18 protein-coding genes and 1 pseudogene are annotated in these 18233 nt (G+C 67.2%); 7 read left to right on the forward strand and 12 right to left on the reverse strand.

Annotated features, from left to right (window positions below):
• Positions 1 to 50 precede the first annotated feature (50 nt).
• A complete protein-coding gene (locus DIE21_RS12870) occupies positions 51 to 935 on the reverse strand; it encodes a LysR family transcriptional regulator (RefSeq protein ID WP_124498073.1) in 885 nt (294 codons plus the stop codon).
• Positions 936 to 1048: 113 nt separating this feature from the next.
• Between DIE21_RS12870 and DIE21_RS12875 the strand changes: the two genes are divergently transcribed.
• A complete protein-coding gene (locus DIE21_RS12875) occupies positions 1049 to 1495 on the forward strand; it encodes a multidrug/biocide efflux PACE transporter (RefSeq protein ID WP_124498074.1) in 447 nt (148 codons plus the stop codon).
• A 46-nt stretch (positions 1496 to 1541) separates the two neighbouring features.
• On the opposite strand, the gene DIE21_RS12880 is transcribed toward DIE21_RS12875, so the two are convergent.
• From DIE21_RS12880 to DIE21_RS12910, 7 genes are all read right to left on the reverse strand, one after another.
• Positions 1542 to 2750, reverse strand: coding sequence for a chromate transporter (locus DIE21_RS12880; protein WP_124498075.1), 1209 nt, complete (start codon positions 2748 to 2750; stop codon positions 1542 to 1544).
• Positions 2751 to 2949: 199 nt separating this feature from the next.
• Entirely contained in the window at positions 2950 to 5289 is a 2340-nt protein-coding gene (locus DIE21_RS12885; protein ID WP_124498076.1) for an EAL domain-containing protein, read from the reverse strand.
• Between the two features lie 218 nt (positions 5290 to 5507).
• Positions 5508 to 6389 carry a PhzF family phenazine biosynthesis protein gene (locus tag DIE21_RS12890; RefSeq protein WP_124498077.1) on the reverse strand — a complete coding sequence of 294 codons (882 nt, stop codon included), beginning with the start codon at positions 6387 to 6389 and terminating at the stop codon, positions 5508 to 5510.
• Between the two features lie 22 nt (positions 6390 to 6411).
• Entirely contained in the window at positions 6412 to 6879 is a 468-nt protein-coding gene (locus DIE21_RS12895; protein ID WP_409364633.1) for a RidA family protein, read from the reverse strand.
• Positions 6880 to 6913: 34 nt separating this feature from the next.
• Positions 6914 to 8095 carry a PLP-dependent aminotransferase family protein gene (locus tag DIE21_RS12900; RefSeq protein ID WP_124498079.1) on the reverse strand — a complete coding sequence of 394 codons (1182 nt, stop codon included), beginning with the start codon at positions 8093 to 8095 and terminating at the stop codon, positions 6914 to 6916.
• Between the two features lie 152 nt (positions 8096 to 8247).
• A complete protein-coding gene (locus DIE21_RS12905) occupies positions 8248 to 9156 on the reverse strand; it encodes a DMT family transporter (protein WP_124498080.1) in 909 nt (302 codons plus the stop codon).
• A gap of 54 nt (positions 9157 to 9210) precedes the next feature.
• Complete coding sequence (locus tag DIE21_RS12910) at positions 9211 to 9903, reverse strand: VOC family protein (protein ID WP_124498081.1); 693 nt, start codon at positions 9901 to 9903, stop codon at positions 9211 to 9213.
• A 230-nt stretch (positions 9904 to 10133) separates the two neighbouring features.
• On the opposite strand from DIE21_RS12910, the gene DIE21_RS12915 reads away from it, so the two are divergent.
• The 4 genes from DIE21_RS12915 to DIE21_RS12930 all read left to right on the forward strand — a co-directional run bounded on the left by DIE21_RS12915 (position 10134) and on the right by DIE21_RS12930 (position 14730).
• Positions 10134 to 11594, forward strand: coding sequence for a PLP-dependent aminotransferase family protein (locus DIE21_RS12915; protein WP_124498082.1), 1461 nt, complete (start codon positions 10134 to 10136; stop codon positions 11592 to 11594).
• Positions 11595 to 11750: 156 nt separating this feature from the next.
• Entirely contained in the window at positions 11751 to 13649 is a 1899-nt protein-coding gene (gene htpG, locus DIE21_RS12920) for a molecular chaperone HtpG (protein WP_124498083.1), read from the forward strand.
• An 8-nt stretch (positions 13650 to 13657) separates the two neighbouring features.
• A complete protein-coding gene (locus DIE21_RS12925) occupies positions 13658 to 14254 on the forward strand; it encodes a chorismate lyase (RefSeq protein ID WP_124498084.1) in 597 nt (198 codons plus the stop codon).
• Positions 14254 to 14730, forward strand: coding sequence for a DNA-deoxyinosine glycosylase (locus tag DIE21_RS12930; protein ID WP_124498085.1), 477 nt, complete (start codon positions 14254 to 14256; stop codon positions 14728 to 14730). Before DIE21_RS12925 ends, DIE21_RS12930 begins: the two co-directional genes overlap by 1 nt.
• A gap of 96 nt (positions 14731 to 14826) precedes the next feature.
• Here the strand turns inward: DIE21_RS12930 and DIE21_RS12935 are convergent, their stop codons facing one another.
• Together DIE21_RS12935 and DIE21_RS12940 are read right to left on the reverse strand one after the other, a co-directional pair.
• Positions 14827 to 15414, reverse strand: coding sequence for a hypothetical protein (locus DIE21_RS12935; RefSeq protein WP_124498086.1), 588 nt, complete (start codon positions 15412 to 15414; stop codon positions 14827 to 14829).
• A gap of 33 nt (positions 15415 to 15447) precedes the next feature.
• Complete coding sequence (locus DIE21_RS12940; RefSeq protein ID WP_124498087.1) at positions 15448 to 16008, reverse strand: hypothetical protein; 561 nt, start codon at positions 16006 to 16008, stop codon at positions 15448 to 15450.
• 240 nt (positions 16009 to 16248) lie between these two features.
• Here DIE21_RS12940 and DIE21_RS12945 point away from each other — a divergent pair.
• Positions 16249 to 16326 (forward strand): annotated as a pseudogene (locus DIE21_RS12945) (DNA-deoxyinosine glycosylase); the annotation flags it as partial.
• A gap of 161 nt (positions 16327 to 16487) precedes the next feature.
• On the opposite strand, the gene DIE21_RS12950 reads toward DIE21_RS12945, so the two are convergent.
• Both DIE21_RS12950 and DIE21_RS12955 read right to left on the reverse strand, forming a co-directional pair.
• On the reverse strand, positions 16488 to 16796 hold the full coding sequence (locus DIE21_RS12950) for a type II toxin-antitoxin system RelE/ParE family toxin (RefSeq protein WP_124498088.1): 309 nt from the start codon (positions 16794 to 16796) through the stop codon (positions 16488 to 16490).
• Positions 16793 to 17071 carry a YlcI/YnfO family protein gene (locus DIE21_RS12955; protein ID WP_124498089.1) on the reverse strand — a complete coding sequence of 93 codons (279 nt, stop codon included), beginning with the start codon at positions 17069 to 17071 and terminating at the stop codon, positions 16793 to 16795. Before DIE21_RS12955 ends, DIE21_RS12950 begins: the two co-directional genes overlap by 4 nt.
• Positions 17072 to 17239: 168 nt before the next feature.
• Between DIE21_RS12955 and DIE21_RS12960 the strand changes: the two genes are divergently transcribed.
• A complete protein-coding gene (locus tag DIE21_RS12960; protein WP_124498090.1) occupies positions 17240 to 18157 on the forward strand; it encodes a spermidine synthase in 918 nt (305 codons plus the stop codon).
• Positions 18158 to 18233 lie beyond the last annotated feature (76 nt).

The following is an 18233-nucleotide window of genomic DNA, read 5'->3' on the forward strand; positions in this document are numbered from 1 at the left end:
GACCTTGCGGCGCCGGCCGGCGCCCGCGGCAGGCGCGGTGTCGCGCGCCGCTAGGCGGCCAGCATCGCGTCGAGCAGCCACGCGCCAGCCGGGCCGAGCGGCCGGTTGCGCGACCAGACCGCATCGACCCTGACGCGGCGCGGCCAGCCGCGCGAGCGCAGCTCGCACAGCCGGTCGCGCGCGAAGTGCTCGACCATCCAGCGCGGCAGCTCGGCCCAGCCGAACCCCAGCACGGCCATCTCCAGCAGCATCAGATAGCTCGGCGCGAGCCAGCGCTGCGTGCCGACGACGATCCGGTCGTCGGCGCCGCGATCCTCCGGTTTCACGTACGTGTTGAGCCGCAGCTCGCGCGCGTCGCGCAACGCGGCATGCGGCACGTCGGCGTCGCCGTACGCCGCCAGCGCGTGCGTGCGCCCGACGAACAGACCGATCTCCGATTCCTCCGCCACCGTCGCCGCGCCGATATCGGGCGGGTAGACGGCGCGCGCGGCCATCAACCCGAGCTGGGCGCGGCCCTGCTGGATCAGGTCGAGCACGTCCTCGTGCTCGGCGATCTGGCATTCGAGTTCGAGCGCCGGAAAGCGCCCCTCGAGCGCCATCAACGTTTCCTCGTAACGCTTCGACTGATACGTATCGGACACGACGAGCGTCAGCCGCGCTTCCTCGCCCTGCGCGAGCCGCGCGGCGGTGCGGTCGATCGCCGCGCCGGCCTCCAGCGCGCGCTGCACCTGAGGCAGCAGCGCGCGGCCGGCATCGGTCAGCGTCGGCGTGCGCGTCGAGCGGTCGAACAGCTGCACGCCGAGGTCGATCTCGAGGTTCGCGATCGCTTCGGACACCGTCGACTGGCGTTTGCCGAGCTTGCGCGCGGCGGCCGTGAACGAGCCGAGCAGCGCGGCTTCGGCGAAGGCGAGCAGGGCTTCGGGGGCGTGGCGCACGCGGCGGACCTCATGGTGTTATATCGGTAAAACCGATGATAACAAACTGGATTCGTACGGTCTTGCCGATCAAAATGGCCGGCATGAGCTGGACAAACGCATCGGAGGGAATCATGAAACATACGAACAAAACGGTGGCGGAACGCCTCGTTCACGCGCTGACGTTCGAGCTGGTGGCGATCGCGCTTTGCGCGCCGATCGGCGCGTGGCTGCTCGACATGCCGGTGTCGCACGTCGGCGTGCTGACGGTGATGGTGTCGCTGATCGCGATGGCCTGGAACATGACGTTCAACACGCTGTTCGACCGTTTCGAGCGGCGCGCGGGCCTCACGCGCACGCTCGGCATGCGGATCGCGCATGCGCTCGCGTTCGAGCTCGGCCTCGTCGCGATGGTGGTGCCCGTCGCCGCGTGGTGGCTGGACGTGAGCCTCGTCGAGGCGCTGCTGCTCGACCTCGGCATCGTGCTGTTCTTCCTGCCTTACACGTTCTGCTTCAACCTCGCGTACGACGCGCTGCGGGCACGCTGGGCCGCACGCCGCGTCGCGGTGCAGGCGGGCTGAGCGGCAAGCGGCCGGCGATGGCCGCGATCGGGGCCGGGGCCGGTCGTCAGTGCGCGGCCGCCCACAGCCATACGCCGCACGCGATCGCGACCGCACCGTAGACGGCATACACGGGCACCTTGAAGCGCGCGAAGCACAGCGTCGCAAAGGCGCCCGTGACCCAATAGACGGCATCGGCCGGTTCGCGATGCAGGATCTTCACGACGGCGACGACGAGAAAGCCCGTGGTCGCCGCACGCAGCAGGCGCATTCCGTGCTCGAAGCGCGAATGGCGCTTGAGCCGGAGCAGGTGGTTGTGCGCAAACACGACGAGGCATCCCGACGGAATGAACAGCGCGGCGGTCGCGAGCAGCGCGCCGACCCAGCCGTCGGTCAGGTAGCCGAGAAACGGCACGACGTTCAGCAGCGGTCCGGGCGACACCGGCGACAGCGCGAACGCGAGCGTGAAGTCGTGATCGGAGATGCCGGTTGCCGGCGACACGAACAGCGTCTTGAGCACGGGCAGCGCGGAGAAGCCGCCGCCGAACAGCGTCATGCCGGCGCCGGCGAGCCGCGGCCACAGCAGCGTCATCTGGTAGTCGCCGGGCAGCGGCAACGCGAACAGCGCGACGAGAATCGCCAGCAGCACGAGCAGGTTGCGGTCACGCTTCGATAGCGTGAAATCGACCGTGTCGTCCTGCGGCGGCCCCGTGAGCCAGCCGGCTGCAAACGCAGCGAACAGAATCCCGACGAAAGCGGCCGGACTATGCGCGAAAGCAAGCAGAATCGTCGATAGCGCGGCAATCAGCTGTTCGAGCCGCGTGCGCGCGAGCGTGCGCAGCTGCCTGAGCCACGTGACGCCGATCAGCGCGGCAAGCACCATCCCGAAGTGATTGATCAGCATCGGCGCGGCGAGCGAGCGCACGAGCGGCGTGCGGTAGAAGATCGCGAACAGCGTCATCAGGATGGAGAACGGCAGCACGCTCGCGATGCCGGCAACCCACGCGCCGGTGCGGCCGTGCAGCGTCTGGCCGACCTGTACCGCGACATTGCAGCCGACGGGGCCCGGCACGAGCCACGCGAGTGCGACGAGATCGGCGAAGACGTGCGGTTCGATGCGCTGGAACCGGTCGACGTAATGGCGTTCGAGCTGCGCCATCATCGAGAGCCCGCCCCACGAGACGGCGGAAATGCCGGCGATGACCTTGAACAAGGTCCACAGGGATGCCTGTGCCTGTTCGACACGTTCGGCCGCTTCGACTTCGACGGTGGTCATGATTGTGCAGTTGGTGCTGGGCCTGGTCTCACGCATGGGGGGATGTGCCGGCGGCCCGCCGACGCGATGGCCCTCCCGATTGTCCACCGGGCATCGTGACACTGCCATGCGCGAAAACGCTAGTAAACGAACTAAACAACCGGATTGGAAGCCGAAACAATCGGTGTGCCGCGCAACACGTGCGGTGCGTGTTGCGGGCTCAGGCGCCCGTGCTGCCGGTTGCGCGGTGCGTGAGGACGTTCGGCCGGTCGCCGCGCACGCCGAAGCGCGCGATCAGCGCGGGGATCGCGTCGGCCGGCACGGGGCGCGAGAACAGGAAGCCCTGGGCTTCGATCTCGCCGAGCGCGGACAGCCACGCGACCTGCTCCTCGGTTTCGGTGCCTTCGACGACCACCGTCAGGCCGAGCGAGCGCGCGAGATGCACGATCGACGACACCATCACGCACACGCTGCGATCGTTCGGGATCGCCTGCACGAACGAGCGGTCGACCTTCAGCGTATCGACGGAGAACCGATGCAGGTACGACAGCGACGAATAGCCGGTGCCGAAATCGTCGAGGGCGATCCGGATGCCGAGCTTCTTCAGCGCGACGATCTTCTCGGACACGAGCTCCGGATATTCCATCATCGCGGTCTCGGTGATCTCGAGTTCGAGGCGGTTCGCGTCGATGCCGGTGTCCTGCAGCGCCTGCGAAATCGTCTCGATCAGGTCGCCGCGCCAGAACTGCACCGGCGAGATGTTGATCGCGAGCGTCAGCGTGTCGTGGCCGTCGTCGCGCCAGCGCGCGATCTGCGCGCACGCGGTGCGGATCACGAAGTCGCCGATCGGCACGATCAGGCCCGTCGATTCGGCGATCGAAATGAATTCGTTCGCGGAGATGATCCCGTGCTCGGGGTGGTCCCAGCGTGCGAGCGCCTCGAAGCCGGTGATCGTGCGGTGCGTCAGGTCGATCTTCGGCTGGTACGCGAGAAACAGCTGCCCTTCGGCGAGCGCGACGCGCAATTGCTGTTCCCAGCGCATCAGGTGGTCCGCGCGGTGCGACAGGTGCGGCGCGTAGAACTGATAGCAGTTCTTGCCGGCGTCCTTCGCGCTGTACATCGCGAGGTCGGCCTTCTTCAGCAGATCGATCTCGCTTTCGTTCGCAACGGTGTGCAGCGCGATGCCGATGCTCGCGTGCAGCACGAACGAACTGCCGCGCACGTCGAACGGCGCGCCGAACATCCGGATGATCGCTTCCGCGAGCCGCACCGCGCGCCGTTCCACGTCGTCGCCCTTCATCACGACCACGAACTCGTCGCCGCCGATGCGCGCGAGCGATCCTTCGTCGCCGACGGCATCCGACAGGCGCGACGCGGTCATCTGCAGCACGATGTCGCCCGCGTTGTGGCCGAGCGTGTCGTTGACGGTCTTGAAATTGTCGAGGTCGATGAACAGCAGGCCGAGCCGCGACAGGCTGGCCGGCATCGCCACGTCGTTGCGCAGCCCGCGCAGCGTCGCGTAGCGGTTCGCGAGGCCGGTGAGCAGGTCGTATTCGGCGAGCTGGGTCATCTCGCGCTCGCGGCCGAGCAGCTTGCCGATCAGCCCCGTCGCGACGCTGAAGAACGCGAGCATCGCGAGCGTGATGAAGCTCGTCATCAGCAGGTAGACGTTGCGCGTGTGGTAGTAGTCCGCGAATTCCTCGGTCTGCGACAGCCCGACCATCACCGCGAGCGGGTAGCCGTCGAGGTGGCGGTACGACACGATGCGCGTCACGCCGTCGATCGGGTCGATGATCGTGCCCGTCACGCGCTCGGCGATCGGGTAGACGCCCGATGCGGAGAACGCACCCGGTGCGTTGTTGAGCGAGCCGGTGCGCCGCGCGAGCACGGCACCCGTGTCCGACACGACGGAGATCACGCCTTCCTTGCCGATCGCCGCGTTGTTGTAGAAGTCGTTCGTGAAGTAGCTCGGGTCTTCCGACACGACGACGATGCCCGCGAAGCTGCCGTCCGGGTTGTTCAGGCGCCGCGTCATCTGCAGCGTCCAGTGGCTCGACACGCGGCCGAGCACGGGCTTGCTGATGTACAGGCGGTCGTCGTTGTGCGCGAGGTGGACCTTGAAGTGCTCGCGGTCGGCCAGGTTGATCGGATGCGGATGGCGTTCGGCCGTGTTCGCGAACAGGATGCCCTTCGCGTTGACGAGCGAGACCTGGATCAGCGTGTCGCTCGGCACGACGCCTTTTTCGACCGTGCTCGCGAGGTTGAAGCGCGCAGGCGATTTCTCGAATTCGAACTTGACGAAGCGGGTGATCTGGTCGACCTGGTGGATCGCCTTGACCGTGTGCTGTTCGAGCGCGGACGACAGGATCGCCGCGGATGCCGCCGCTTCCTTGTACGCGCTGTCCTTTTCGACCGACAGCCGCGCGATGATCACCGCCCACAGCAGCGCGAGCGCCAGCATCCCGAGCAGCGGGATCGCGAACAGCGCGCGGCGGCGCGACTTGCGCGGCGCGCGTAGCGGTCGGTTCGGCGGCGTGTGGTTTGACCGGGCGGAGCTCATCGAAGAGGGCGGCGTCCTGCTCGCGTGCGCCACCCTCTCAGGATGGGCGGCTGTGGTTGGGGTCGCACCGGCGTCTGTTCGTTCGCGGGATGCGCAACCATGGACAGACCCGCCGAAGCGACGGATTAGGCCCGATATTACTGGCTGGAACGTTTTTGCGATAGCCGGGGGAACCGTAGGGCGCCGGCCGGGCCGGCGCCATCGCACATGGCGAAACGTCAGACGGGTGCCTGGAACGTGCCGTCCACGATCGTCACGACGTGGCCGCCGATCCAGATCGTGCCGTCGTCGTCATAGCGGACGGCAATGCGGCCGTCGCGGCCGATCGCCGTGCCCTGGCGGGCCGTATAGGACGTGCCGGGGCGGCGCTGCTGGCGGCTCAGCAGCCCGGCCAGCGCGGCGTTCGCGCTGCCGGTGACGGGATCCTCGCCGGTGCCGAAACCGCCGCCCGTCATCAGGCAGCGAATTTCGAACGTCGCGGGGCCGCCGTCGGGGTGGGGCGCGTACGCCGCGAGACCGTGCGCGCCGTAGCGGTGGGTGATGGCCTCGAGCGCGGCCGGATCGGGTGCGAGGCCGAGGCAGGCCTCGGCCGACGCGAGCCGCACGACGAGCCACGGCGCGCCGTTGTCGACCGCGCACGGTTCGGCATCCGGATCGATCGCGTCGCTGCGCAACGCGGCCGCCAGCGCCGGGTAGTCCGAACGGTCGAGCGGCGTGAACCGCGCCGGCGGCGCGGCAAATGCCCAGCCATCGGCCTGATCGCGCAGTTCGACCCGGCCGACCCCGCATTGCTGGATCAGCCGGCCCGGCGTGCGCGGCCGCGCGCCGCTTTCCAGGAACGCGTGCGCGGTGCCGAGCGTCGGGTGGCCGGCGAACGGCAGTTCGCCGCCCGGCGTGAAGATCCGGACGCGGTAATCGGCCTGCGGATCGGTCGGCGTGCACACGAACGTCGTTTCCGACAGGTTCGTCCAGCGGGCGATCGCGAGCATGTCGTCGTCGCCGAGCGAGTCGGCGTCGAACACGACGGCGAGCGGGTTGCCCTTGAACGGCACCGACGTGAAGACGTCGACCTGCTTGAAGCGGACGCGGCGGCGGGTCATCGTGACGGTCGTGTTACGCGACTCACGCGACTTCGGCGATCAGCTCGATCTCGACGCACGCGCCGAGCGGAATCTGCGCGACGCCGAACGCCGAACGCGCGTGCTTGCCTGCGTCGCCGAACACGTCGGCGATCAGTTCCGACGCGCCGTTCGTGACGATGTGCTGTTCCGTGAAGTCGAGCGTCGAGTTGACGAGGCTCATCAGCTTCACGATGCGCGTGACCTTGTTCAGGTCGCCGGTGTGCGCGTGCAGCGTCGCGAGCAGGTCGATCGCGATCGAGCGCGCGGCCGCCTTGCCGTCTTCCGTCTGCAGGTCGGCGCCGAGCTTGCCGGCCCAGACCTTGCCGTCCTTCTTCGCGATGTGGCCCGACAGGTAGACCGTGTTGCCGCTTTGCGCGCTCATCACGTAGGCGGCGGCCGGTGCGCCGGCGGTCGGGAGCTCGATGCCAAGCGACTTCAGCTTGTCGTAGACGTTAGCCATGTGTTCGATTCCTCGTAGAGAGTCGTGACAGGGAAAAAGGGGATCAGAGACGCTCGCGCAGCAGCTTGCCGAGGCGTGCGACGCCTTCCTCGATCTTCTCCGGCGGCACCGTCACGAACGACAGGCGCAGCGTGTTCTGCTGCGGGTCGTTCGCGAAGAACGGCGCGCCCGGCACGAAGGCGACATGGTTGGCGACCGCGGCCTCGAGCAGCTTCATGCTGTCGATCTGCGCGGGCAGGTTCACCCAGATGAACATCCCGCCGTCCGGGCGGTTCCACGTGACGCCTTCCGGCATGTGACGCGCGAGCGACGCGAGCATCGCTTCGCATTGCGCGCCGTACAGCTGGCGGATGGTCGGGATGTGCTCGTCGAGGAAGCCGTCCTTGATCACTTCGTGCGCGATGCGCTGCGTGAGCGTCGGCGTGTGCAGGTCGGTGGCCTGCTTGGCCTGCACGAGCTTGAAATGGAGTTCCTCGGGCGCAATGATGTAGCCGATCCGCAGGCCCGGCGCGAGCACCTTCGAGAACGTGCCAAGGTGCACGACGTGGTCCGGCGCCATCGACAGCATCGTCGGCAGCGGCTCGCCCTGGTAGTTCAGCGCGCCGTACGGGTCGTCTTCCAGCACCGGGAACGGGCTCGTCTGCGCGAACGCGGCGAGTGCGCGGCGGCGCTCGACGGGCAGGCGGCGGCCGGTCGGGTTCTGGAAGTTCGGCTGCGCGTACAGCAGGCGCGCGCCTTGCGTGAGGTCGGGCGTGAGGCCTTCGGGCAGCAGGCCCTGCTCGTCGGTCGGCACCTGCACGTAGCGCGGCTCGTACAGCGAGAACGACTGCAGCGCGCCGAGGTAGGTCGGGGTTTCGACGAGGATCGGGCTGTCCGGGTCGATCAGCGCCTTGCCGAGCAGGTCGAGCGCCTGCTGCGAGCCGGTCGTGATCAGCACCTGCGACACGCGCACGCTGTAGCGCTCGGCGATCCATTCGCGCAGCGGCAGGTAGCCTTCGGTCGCGCTGTACTGGAGTGCGGCGGCGGGCGCATCGCGCAGCACGCGGTCGGCCGCGTCGCGCATGCGTTCGGCCGGGAACGTCGAGGGAGCGGGCAGGCCGCCTGCGAACGAGATGACCTCGGGGCGTTCCGTGACCTTCAGGATCTCGCGGATCGCCGAGCTCGTCAGCTTGCGGGCGCGTTCGGAAAGCTGCCAGTGCGGCGGATGCAGGTCGCTCGGATTCATAGTCTCCTCGTTCGGATATCGTGGTCAGTCAAGAAAGGTCGGTCAGGCAGATCGCGTCGACGCGGCCGGGTGGGCATGCGGGAGCGCGATCGGGCCGTCGCGGCCGGATGGGCAAAACCGTTCAGGCAAGACGATCATTATGGCGCACCTCATCAACCGGCGCGAGCGGGACGCGGGGCCGTGGCCACCGCCGAGCGCCGGCCGAGCATCACGGTCGCGATCACGGCGGCCGCGAACAGCCACGTCGACGGCGTCACCGTTTCGCCGAACAGCAGCGCGGAAAAGGCGATCGTGAAGAAGATCTGCAGCAGCTGCACCTGGCCGACGCGCGCGATGCCGCCCATGGCGAGCCCCGCGTACCACGCGAAAAAGCCGATGAATTGTGAAAAGAGGGTCACGTACCCGAAAGCGAGCCACGTGCGCAGCGCGAGCGGGGCCGGGTGCGCGACGTGCTGTATCCACGCGAGCCAGCCGACCGGCAGCACGAGGAACGGCGCCGACACGACGAGCGCCCAGCAGATCACCTGCCAGCCGCCGATCTGGCGCGCGAGGCGCGCGCCTTCCGCATAGCCGAGCGCGCCGATGCCGACCGCGACGAGCATCAGCGCATCGCCGGCCTGCACGGTGCCGCCGCCGTCGCGCAGCGCGAACGCGATCACGAGCGCGCTGCCCGCCAGCGCGCTGGCCCAGAACGCCTTCGACGGCCGTTCGTGCGACAGCCACGCCGCGTACAGCGCGACGAACAGCGGCTGCAGCCCGTTTACGACCGCGCCGTGCGACGCCGGCACGGTTTTCATCGCCCATGCGGAGAACACCGGGTACGCGATGATCACGCCGGCCGATACGACCGCGAGGCTTTTCAGCTGCGCGCGCGTCGGCAGCCGTTCGCGGCGCCACCACAGCAGCAGGCCGGCCGGCACCGCCGCGGCGAGCGCGCGGCCGAGCCCGTTGAGCAGCGGATTGAGTTCGGAGACGACGATCCGCGTCATCGGCAGCGTCAGGCTGAAGATCATCACGCCGATGAGGCCGAGCAGCATGCCCCGGGTTTCGCGCGAATTCATGGACTGGGTGTCTCCGTATTGCAGGGTTCGTGTAATCGAGGGGGGGCCGGGCGGTCAGCGCAGCGTGCGTGCCCCGTGCGGCGTGTCGAATTCTGCGACGAGCGCGGGCGGGCCGTCGCCGGTTTCGAGGTCGAGCAGATGGCCGGCGCCGAGCCAGTCGAGCTGCTCGCGGACCGTATCCGCACGCGGGTGGATGCCCTTGAGCGTCTTCAGTGCGACGCCGTCATTGCGCAGCGATTCGGCTGGATGGCGCGGGCTGTCCCACTGGATCAGCGACGGCACGAGGCCGTCGCCGGCGCCTTGCCACGCGGGGAACGCGCCGTCGTCGGGCACCGTGAGGCCCCAGCTCAGGTCGCCGCGCCGCATCGCGACGACCGGCGCGATGCGGTTCGGGTACTGGCTCCGCCACAGCGCAAGCTGGCGCGGGCGGTTGACGCGCGCGACCCAGTGTGCGAGGAACGGGCCCTGCGCGAGGCGTGCGTGCATCGCCGGGTCGTCGAGGGCAAACAGCCGCGCGCGCGGCGGTGCGGCATCGTCGCCGGTGGCGGGGGCGTCGGGATCGATCGCGATCACTTCGAGGTACAGGCCGCCCCACGCGCCGAACAGCGCGTTATGGGTGCGCATCAGCGGGTGGCGGCCGCCGCCGGCCGGTTCGATGCCGAGCGCGTCGGCGACATGGCGCACGCCGTCGTCGAGCGTGCGCGCGGCGATCACGAGATGGTCGAGGGTCAGGGAGCGGGCTGGCATGAACGTCGGTCGGGAAGCGCAAGTGTCATGGTGGGCGGGCGAAGCGCCGGGCCGTTGCGCGGCCGGCCGGTGCCCGGGCCGCGATGCACGCCCGGCGGTGCCGCCCCGCGTGCGGCAGGGCCGGAACGGCGGCCGCACGATCGCCATTGCGGTCAACTGTAATCGTCGGCACCGGCACAGTAACGGTACAATCGGCGCGATAGCCTTCGGTACAGTTCGAGCCGCCACCCATGTCCACCGTCCCTCTCGCCCAGATTCCCGCGCCGCACGATACGGCCACGCTCACGCTCGTCGACCAGCTCGTCCAGTGGGCGCGGCGCCGCATCGACGAACGCGTGTTCCGGCCCGGCATGCGGATGCCGTCGATCCGCAAGCTCGCGCTCGACAAGAGCGTGTCCCGCTTCACCGTGGTCGAGGCGTACGAACGGCTCGTCGCGCAGGGCTACCTCGACTCGCGGCGCGGCTCGGGCTTCTACGTGCGCGAGCGCACGGCCGCCGGCCCGCAACCGGCCGACAACGTGGTGCGCGTGGCCGAGGCCGCGCCGGTGCACAACACGATCGACGTCGTCTGGCTGCTGCGCAACATGCTGCACACCGTCAGTCCGGAAAAAGGGCCGGGTCTCGGCTACCTGCCGGGCCGCTGGCTCGACGGCGAGCTGATCACCGGCGCGCTGCGTGCGCTCGGGCGCCAGTCCGGCGCGCAGATGCTCGGTTTCGGCACGGCGCAGGGCTTCCTGCCGCTGCGCCAGCAATTGCAGACGCGGCTCGCGGAAGTCGAGATCGGCGCGAAGCCCGAGCAGCTCGTGCTGGTGTCGGGCATCACGCAGGCGATCGACCTGATCTCGCGGATCTACGTGCAGCCCGGCGATGCGGTGATCGTCGGCGATCCCGCGTGGTTCCAGATGTTCGGCCGCTTCGCGTCGCAGGGCGCGCAGCTCGTCGGCATGCCGTATACGCCCGACGGCCCCGATCTCGACGCGCTGGAAACGCTCGTGCAGATGTGGCGGCCGAAGATGCTCGTGATCAATTCGGTGCTGCAGAACCCGACCGGCACGTCGCTGTCGGCCGCGCAGGCGTTCCGGATCCTGAAGCTCGCGGAGGCGTACGACTTCCTCGTCGTCGAGGACGACGTGTACGGCGACCTGTGCCCGCCGAGCTATCCGGCGACGCGACTCGCGAGCCTCGACCAGTTGAAGCGCGTGATCTACCTCGGCAGCTATTCGAAGACGCTCGCGGCGAATTTGCGGGTCGGCTATGTCGCCTGCGCGCCGGAGATCGCGAAGGCGATCACCGACCAGAAGATGCTGGTCGGGATGACGACGCCGGAGCTCAACGAGCGCGTGCTTTACAAGATCCTGACCGAAGGGCATTACCGGCGCCACGTCGAGCGGCTGCGCGCGCGGCTCGACGGCGTGCGCGACAAGACCGCGCGGATGCTCGAGCGCACCGGGCTGCGGCTCTTCACGATGCCGGCGGCCGGGATGTTCCTGTGGGCCGACACGGGCGTCGATTCGGACGCGCTCGCGGCCGCCGCGCACGAGGAAGGGTTCCTGCTGACGCCGGGGAGCCTGTTCTCGCCGCAACAGTCGTCGTCGACGTGGACGCGCTTCAACGTCGCGAACTGCGGCGATCCGGCGCTGCCGGGCTTTCTCGCGCGCTATATCGAGTCGGCGGCGCGGCGCGCGTCGTGATGGGGCGGCACGCCGCCCCTTGAAATCCGGCCGCCCGTCCCCAGATACCGGCGCAAACCGCTTGCGCCAGGCGGTCGTCCTTGACGGGCCCGCCGGCATCGCGCGCCGGGCGCCCGCGCCACACCATTCAAGTTCAAGTAAGAGGAAACAGCATCCATGGCACACGAAACGATGAGCTTTCAGGCAGAGGTCAAGCAACTCCTCCACCTGATGATTCATTCGCTCTACAGCAACAAGGAAATCTTCCTGCGCGAACTGGTGTCGAACGCGTCCGACGCGGCCGACAAGCTGCGTTTCGAAGGGCTCGCGGACAACGCGCTGTACGAAAGCGATCCGAACCTGCGCATCCGCATCGGCTTCGACAAGGCCGCACGCACGATCACGATCGACGACAACGGCATCGGCATGAGCCGCGACGAGGCGATCGCGAACCTCGGCACGATCGCGCGTTCGGGCACCAAGGAATTCTTCACGAAGCTGTCCGGCGACCAGCAGAAGGATGCGGCGCTGATCGGCCAGTTCGGCGTCGGTTTCTACTCGGGCTTCATCGTCGCCGACAAGATCACCGTCGAGACGCGCCGCGCCGGCTTGCCGGCGAACGAAGCCGTGCGCTGGGAAAGCGCGGGCGAGGGCGATTTCACGATCGACGCGATCGAGCGCGCGCAGCGCGGCACGACGATCACGCTGCACCTGCGCGAAGGCGAGGATGAACTGCTGTCGTCGCATCGCCTGAAGTCGATCATCCAGAAGTATTCCGATCACATCGCGCTGCCGATCCTGATGCAGAAGGAAGAGTGGGATCAGGAAAAGGGCGAGATGGTCCTGAAGGACGAGGACGAGACCGTCAACCAGGCGAGCGCGCTGTGGACGCGTTCGAAGAGCGACGTCACCGACGAGCAGTACACGCAGTTCTACCAGCACATCGCGCACGACCACCAGGATCCGCTCACGTGGACGCACAATCGCGTCGAGGGCCGCAGCGAATACACGCAGCTGCTGTTCGTGCCGGCGCACGCGCCGTTCGACCTGTGGAACCGCGACTACCGCGGCGGCCTGAAGCTGTACGTGAAGCGTGTGTTCATCATGGACGACGCCGAGCAACTGCTGCCGCAATACCTGCGCTTCGTGAAGGGTGTCGTCGATTCGGCCGACCTGCCGCTGAACGTGTCGCGTGAAATCCTGCAGGAAAGCCGCGACGTGAAGGCGATCCGCGAAGGCGTGACGAAGCGCGCGCTGTCGATGCTCGAGGAACTCGCGAACGCGCAAGAGGATGCCGGCAAGGAGAAGTACAAGACGTTCTGGAGCGCGTTCGGCCAGGTGCTGAAGGAAGGCCTCGGCGAGGATCACGCGAACCGCGAGCGCATCGCGAAGCTGCTGCGCTTCGCATCGACGCACGGCGACACCGACGCGCAGGACGTGTCGCTCGCCGACTACGTGTCGCGCATGAAGCCCGAGCAGAGCAAGATCTACTACGTGACCGCCGATACGTGGCAGGCCGCGAAGAACAGCCCGCACCTGGAAGTGTTCCGCAAGAAGGGTGTCGAGGTGCTGCTGCTGACCGATCGCGTCGACGAATGGATGCTGTCGTTCCTGCATGAATTCGACGGCAAGCCGCTCGCGAGCGTCGCCCGCGGCGATCTCGACCTCGGCGAGCTGAACGACGAGGAAAAGAAGGCGCAGGAGCAGGCGGGCGAGGCGATCAAGCCGGTTGTCGAGAAGATGAAGGAAGCGCTTGGCGACAAGGTGAAGGAAGTGCGCGTCACGTTCCGGCTGACCGATTCGCCGTCGTGTCTCGTCGCGGACGATAACGACATGAGCGGCTACCTGCAGCGGATGCTGAAGGCGGCTGGCCAGAACGCGCCGGCGATGCAGCCGATCCTCGAGATCAACCCGGAGCACGCGCTCGTGAAGCAGCTGAACGCCGACGGCGCCAATTTCGGCGACTGGTGCCACCTGCTGTTCGACCAGGCGTTGCTGGCCGAAGGCGGGATGCTGGATGATCCGGCGAGCTTCGTGAAGCGGACCAACGCGCTGCTACTGTCGCGCACCGCGTGAACGCGCGGATGCGATTCGACGGTGCGCAGGCGGGCTGGCGCGAGACGCCCCGGCCCGGCTGCACGCTCGACCAACGCGACTGGCTGACGCGCGGCGGTTCGCTGACCGCGCATCTCGCGCGGCTCGGCAGCGTGAACGTGCGCGTGACGCGCGAGGCCGTCGACTGTCCGTGGTTCGACGAGCCGGACGCGCTCGACACTGCGCCGCGCGCGCCGATGTGGGTGCGCGAGGTGATCCTGTCGGTGGACGGCACGCCGTACGTCACCGCGCACAGCATCGCGCCGCTCGCGGCCAGCAAGGGCGTATGGCAGGCGATGCGGCGGTTGCGCACGCGGCCGCTCGCGGAGCTGCTGTACAGCGATCCGCAGGTCGAGCGCTCGGCGCTCGTCAGCCGGCGCGTGATCGCCGGTCATCCGCTGTATACGCTCGCGAGCCATGCGTTGCAGGGTGCGCGGGCGCCCCATGCGTTCGCCGCGCGGCGCTCGGTGTTCCAGCGGCACGGCAAGCCGCTGATGGTCACCGAGTGCATGCTGCCGGCGCTGTGGCGGCATCTCGATGCGCACGGCGACGGGCCGGGGTCCGCCGTGCCGCGCGGAGCCGTGTGATGCTGCAAGGCTTTCCGCCGGTCGTCGCGCCGCATACGCACACGATGATCCTCGGCAGCTTTCCGGGCGAGGCGTCGCTCGATGCCGCGCAGTACTACGCGCATCCGCGCAATCAGTTCTGGCGGTTGCTCGGCGCGGTGCTCGGCGAGCCCGGGCTGCACGAGCTGGCTTATGAAGTGCGCCTCGAGCGCGTGTTAAAGCACGGCATCGGCATCTGGGATGTCCTCGATGCGTGCCATCGCCAGGGCAGTCTGGATTCGGCAATCCGCAACGCGAAGCCGAACGACTTCGCGTCGTTGCGCGAGCATGCGCCGTTGCTGAAGAAGGTGTGCTTCAACGGCAAGACGGCGGGGCGCTTTGCCGACGTGATCGGCCAGGCCGGGTACGAGACGCTCGTGCTGCCGTCATCGAGCCCGGCGAATGCGATGCTTTCTTTCGATCAGAAGCTCGTCGTTTGGCAGGGAATCCGCCGCTGACCGCGGCGGCGAATCCTCATTCCAGGATCGGTAGCACCGCGATCGACTCGGTTGAATCGCGCGTGGGCAGTGCGGCGCAGCCGCACCGTGCCTGTCTTACTTTTGCAACTCGGGCGCCTTTGCCAGCGCGGATTGCAGTTTGGACACCGCATCGGCCGTGGCAAGCTGCCCGGCAAGGCCGAAGTTGCGTTTGAATTCGCTGAACTCCGCGTGGCCGGTACCGGTCACGTCCGCGGTGACCACGGTCTGACCGCCCGGGTCCGCGACGGTGCAGGCGAGCGAGACCGAGAAATCCGTGGGTGGCCACGTGAACGGGCTGGGGGACGACGACGTCGTCTTGATCGTCGGCGTGATCACGTAATCGAGATGCTTGGCCTGAATCGTTGCTGCGTCGGGCGCACTCTTGAGCTTGGTCACATTCTTGAATACGTGGCCGAGACCGATGTAAATCGGCAATTCAAGGTCGTGGTATGGGCGATAGCTCACCTTGTCACCTCCCCCGCCGGGCGTAATCACTTCCCGCGACAACTGATCATCCGTGATGACAAGACCCACCGTCTTGTCGAGTGGCGGTGCCGACAGGGCCGGAATCTTGTTCGCGTCGCCGGTCAGCGAAATTTCGTGCGCGCAGCCGGATAATGCCGCGACCACGGTTGCGGCTGCAATCATTCGAATCAATGCCATTGTGCTGGGTCTCTCGTAGCGTGGTGGGTAACGTTATTGAATTGCCTCGAGGAAGGCGGGATCGGCGTATAGCTCGCCGAGCAACTTCTGTACGGCGAGCGGATATTCTTCGCGTGCTTTCGGTACGGCAATCATTGCCGCGAACGCCGAATCCCATTGCGTGCGCGCGGATTTGACCTTGTCGTAGCGCACGGCGCCGGCGCGCATCACGATAAAGCGCGCCGACAGTCTCGCGGCGCCGGTTGCCATGCCGACGTCGATGTCGTTTTCCAATAGCGTCGCCTTGATCTCGACATCGCTTTGCGGCGAGAGCTTGCCGGCCAACAGCAATTCCTTCGTCATGGCGTCGGCAAGATAGGCGCCGAACGAATCCCCAACCGGGGATTTCATCAGGTTGGCGCGCAACGGGACCGGGTACCGATTGGTGGTATCCGCATGGGATTCGAACGTGCCGATTTTCGCGTGTGCCGTAGCGGCGTTCTTGAGCGACTGGATATTGTCGACAGCGGGGGAATACGGCGGAGCAACCATCGAGCAAGCGGCCAATAGCACAATTGGCGTGACCAGGCCGACTGTACGGACAACGTTGCGCATATTTGAACTACCTCTGATTATTAAAATCGGCTTACACGGGGACTGTAAAACAATGCGGCCCGATGCGCGATCGGCGGATGGGCACCTGAGGTCTTGTCTGGTGGAATTCGATTTTGGCCTCCGTTCGGGAATATCGGCACGGAACCGCGAATCTTGAATGAACGGAAACGACGCACCGGGTCCGGGGCGCGCAGGCGAGCCGAGGCGGTTCCGGTTCGAAGTCGAATCGGCCGGATCATCAATCCGTTCGGGCGGTTGCTCGGCGCGGTGCTTGGCGAGCCGGGGCTGCACGCGCTCGCGTATGACGCGCGGCTCGCGAGCCCGGCGAATGCGATGCTGTCGTTCGAGCAGAAGCTGGTGCAGTGGCGGGCGATTCGCGATCGACACCCTGCCACGCGACCAGCAACCCCATCCCCATCTGTAGCGCGTCGCCGGAAACCAGACAGTTTTGTCGTTCGGGGCCATGTGGCGCCACGTCGTCAGTGGTAGTCGCTTTCTCGTTGGTGGCGCACTGCGAGGATCGTCACCGTGCGACTGTCATCGATCTCGAACAATGCGACGTAGCCGGATGCCCCGAATGGAATGATCAACGCCCGCAGAAACGGCATGGACGGATGGACTTTACGGCAGGTGAACGGAGACGATTCGAGCGTGGCGATTCCTGAAACGATGGCCGCCAGTGCACGTTCGGCCCGTTCGACCTCCGCATCGTCGCGGTCGACGACGAAAGCATAAAGCCGGTCCAGGTCGTCCGATGCCGCGGACGTAAAGCGAACCGTATAGGTCATCGAGTCTGCCGCTTCCTGTCACGCAGCGTATCGAGTCGTCGACCCAGTCTCTCCAGCACTTCGGCCGACGACACATACTCGCCGGTGCGTCGAGCCTCGTCGCGCGACGCCATACCGCGCGCAATGAATTCGCTTTGGAGACGTCGACGTTCGATGCCTTCGCGAATCGACTGCTCGACGAAGCTCGACAGCGTTTCGCCTTCTTCAAGGACATTCTCGGCGGCATCGCGCAATTCCGGTTCGACCCGGACAGACGGAAAAGTCGCAGTTTTCATCGTGGCCTCTTTTGCATCGCAATTGCGATGCATTATCCCGTATGCCCGAATCGCATGCAAGTCGACCGAATGGCCGGCCGATCTGCCGTGCGCTCGCCCGGCGGCCGCCATCCCCCACCAATGCTATCCTCTCGTCCGCTCATCCAGCATCACCCAGCGAGATTCAACATGACCCGACTGATCAAGCGCGCGTCCGCCGAGGCGCGCGCATTCAAAAAACGCAAGCCGTCCGCCTACAACGGTTCCGAAAAGCTCCAGCCGCCGCGCGTGAAGCGCCGCCCGGAGATCGACGAACACGACGACGTGCCCGTCCTCGATGCGCCGCGCAAGCCGCGCTTCGCGCCCGTCACGTTCTCGGAGGAGCGCGGCGTGCGCTTCCTGCACTTCGGTACCGAATGGGTGCAGGGCGCGATGCGGATTTCCAAGCCGCTTCACATCGAGCTCGAATACGCGCAGCAGATGATGGCGTGGCTGCTGTTCCTCGAAACGCCCGAGCGAATCGTCCAGCTCGGGCTCGGCACCGGCGCGCTGACCAAGTTCTCGCACCGCTTCCTGCCGCACGCGAAGGTCGAGGCGGTCGAACTGAACCCGGCCGTGATCGTCGCGGCGCGCACGATGTTCGCGCTGCCGCCCGACGACACGCGCCTCGTCGTGCACGAAGCCGACGCATGGGATTTCGTGAACGACCCGGCCAATCGCGGCACGACGGGCGCGCTGCAGATCGACCTGTACGATGCAACCGCACGCGGCCCGGTGCTCGACAGCGTCGCGTTCTACCGCGCGGTGCGCGGCTGCCTCGCCGACGCGGGCATCGCGACGATCAACCTGTTCGGCGACCATCCGAGCTTCGTGCGCAACATGAAGCACCTGAACGCGGCGTTCGATCATCGCGTGATCGCGCTGCCGGAAGTGCACGACGGCAACCGGATCGCGATCGCGTTCTCGGGCCCCGCGCTCGACGTGTCGTTCGCGCAGCTGGAAGCACGCGCGAAGCTGATCGAGGACACGCTGAAGCTGCCCGCGCGCAAGTGGGTGAAAGCCTTGAAAGAAACGACGGGCGCACGCGAATCCTCGTTCGCGATCTGACGTGTCATGCACCGGCGGCATGCCGGTGCAACCACGCGACAAGGGGCGGATCACCTCGGGTTCGCCCCCGCTTGAC

Source organism: Burkholderia sp. Bp9140, assembly GCF_003853425.1.
Classification (GTDB): Bacteria; Pseudomonadota; Gammaproteobacteria; order Burkholderiales; family Burkholderiaceae; genus Burkholderia.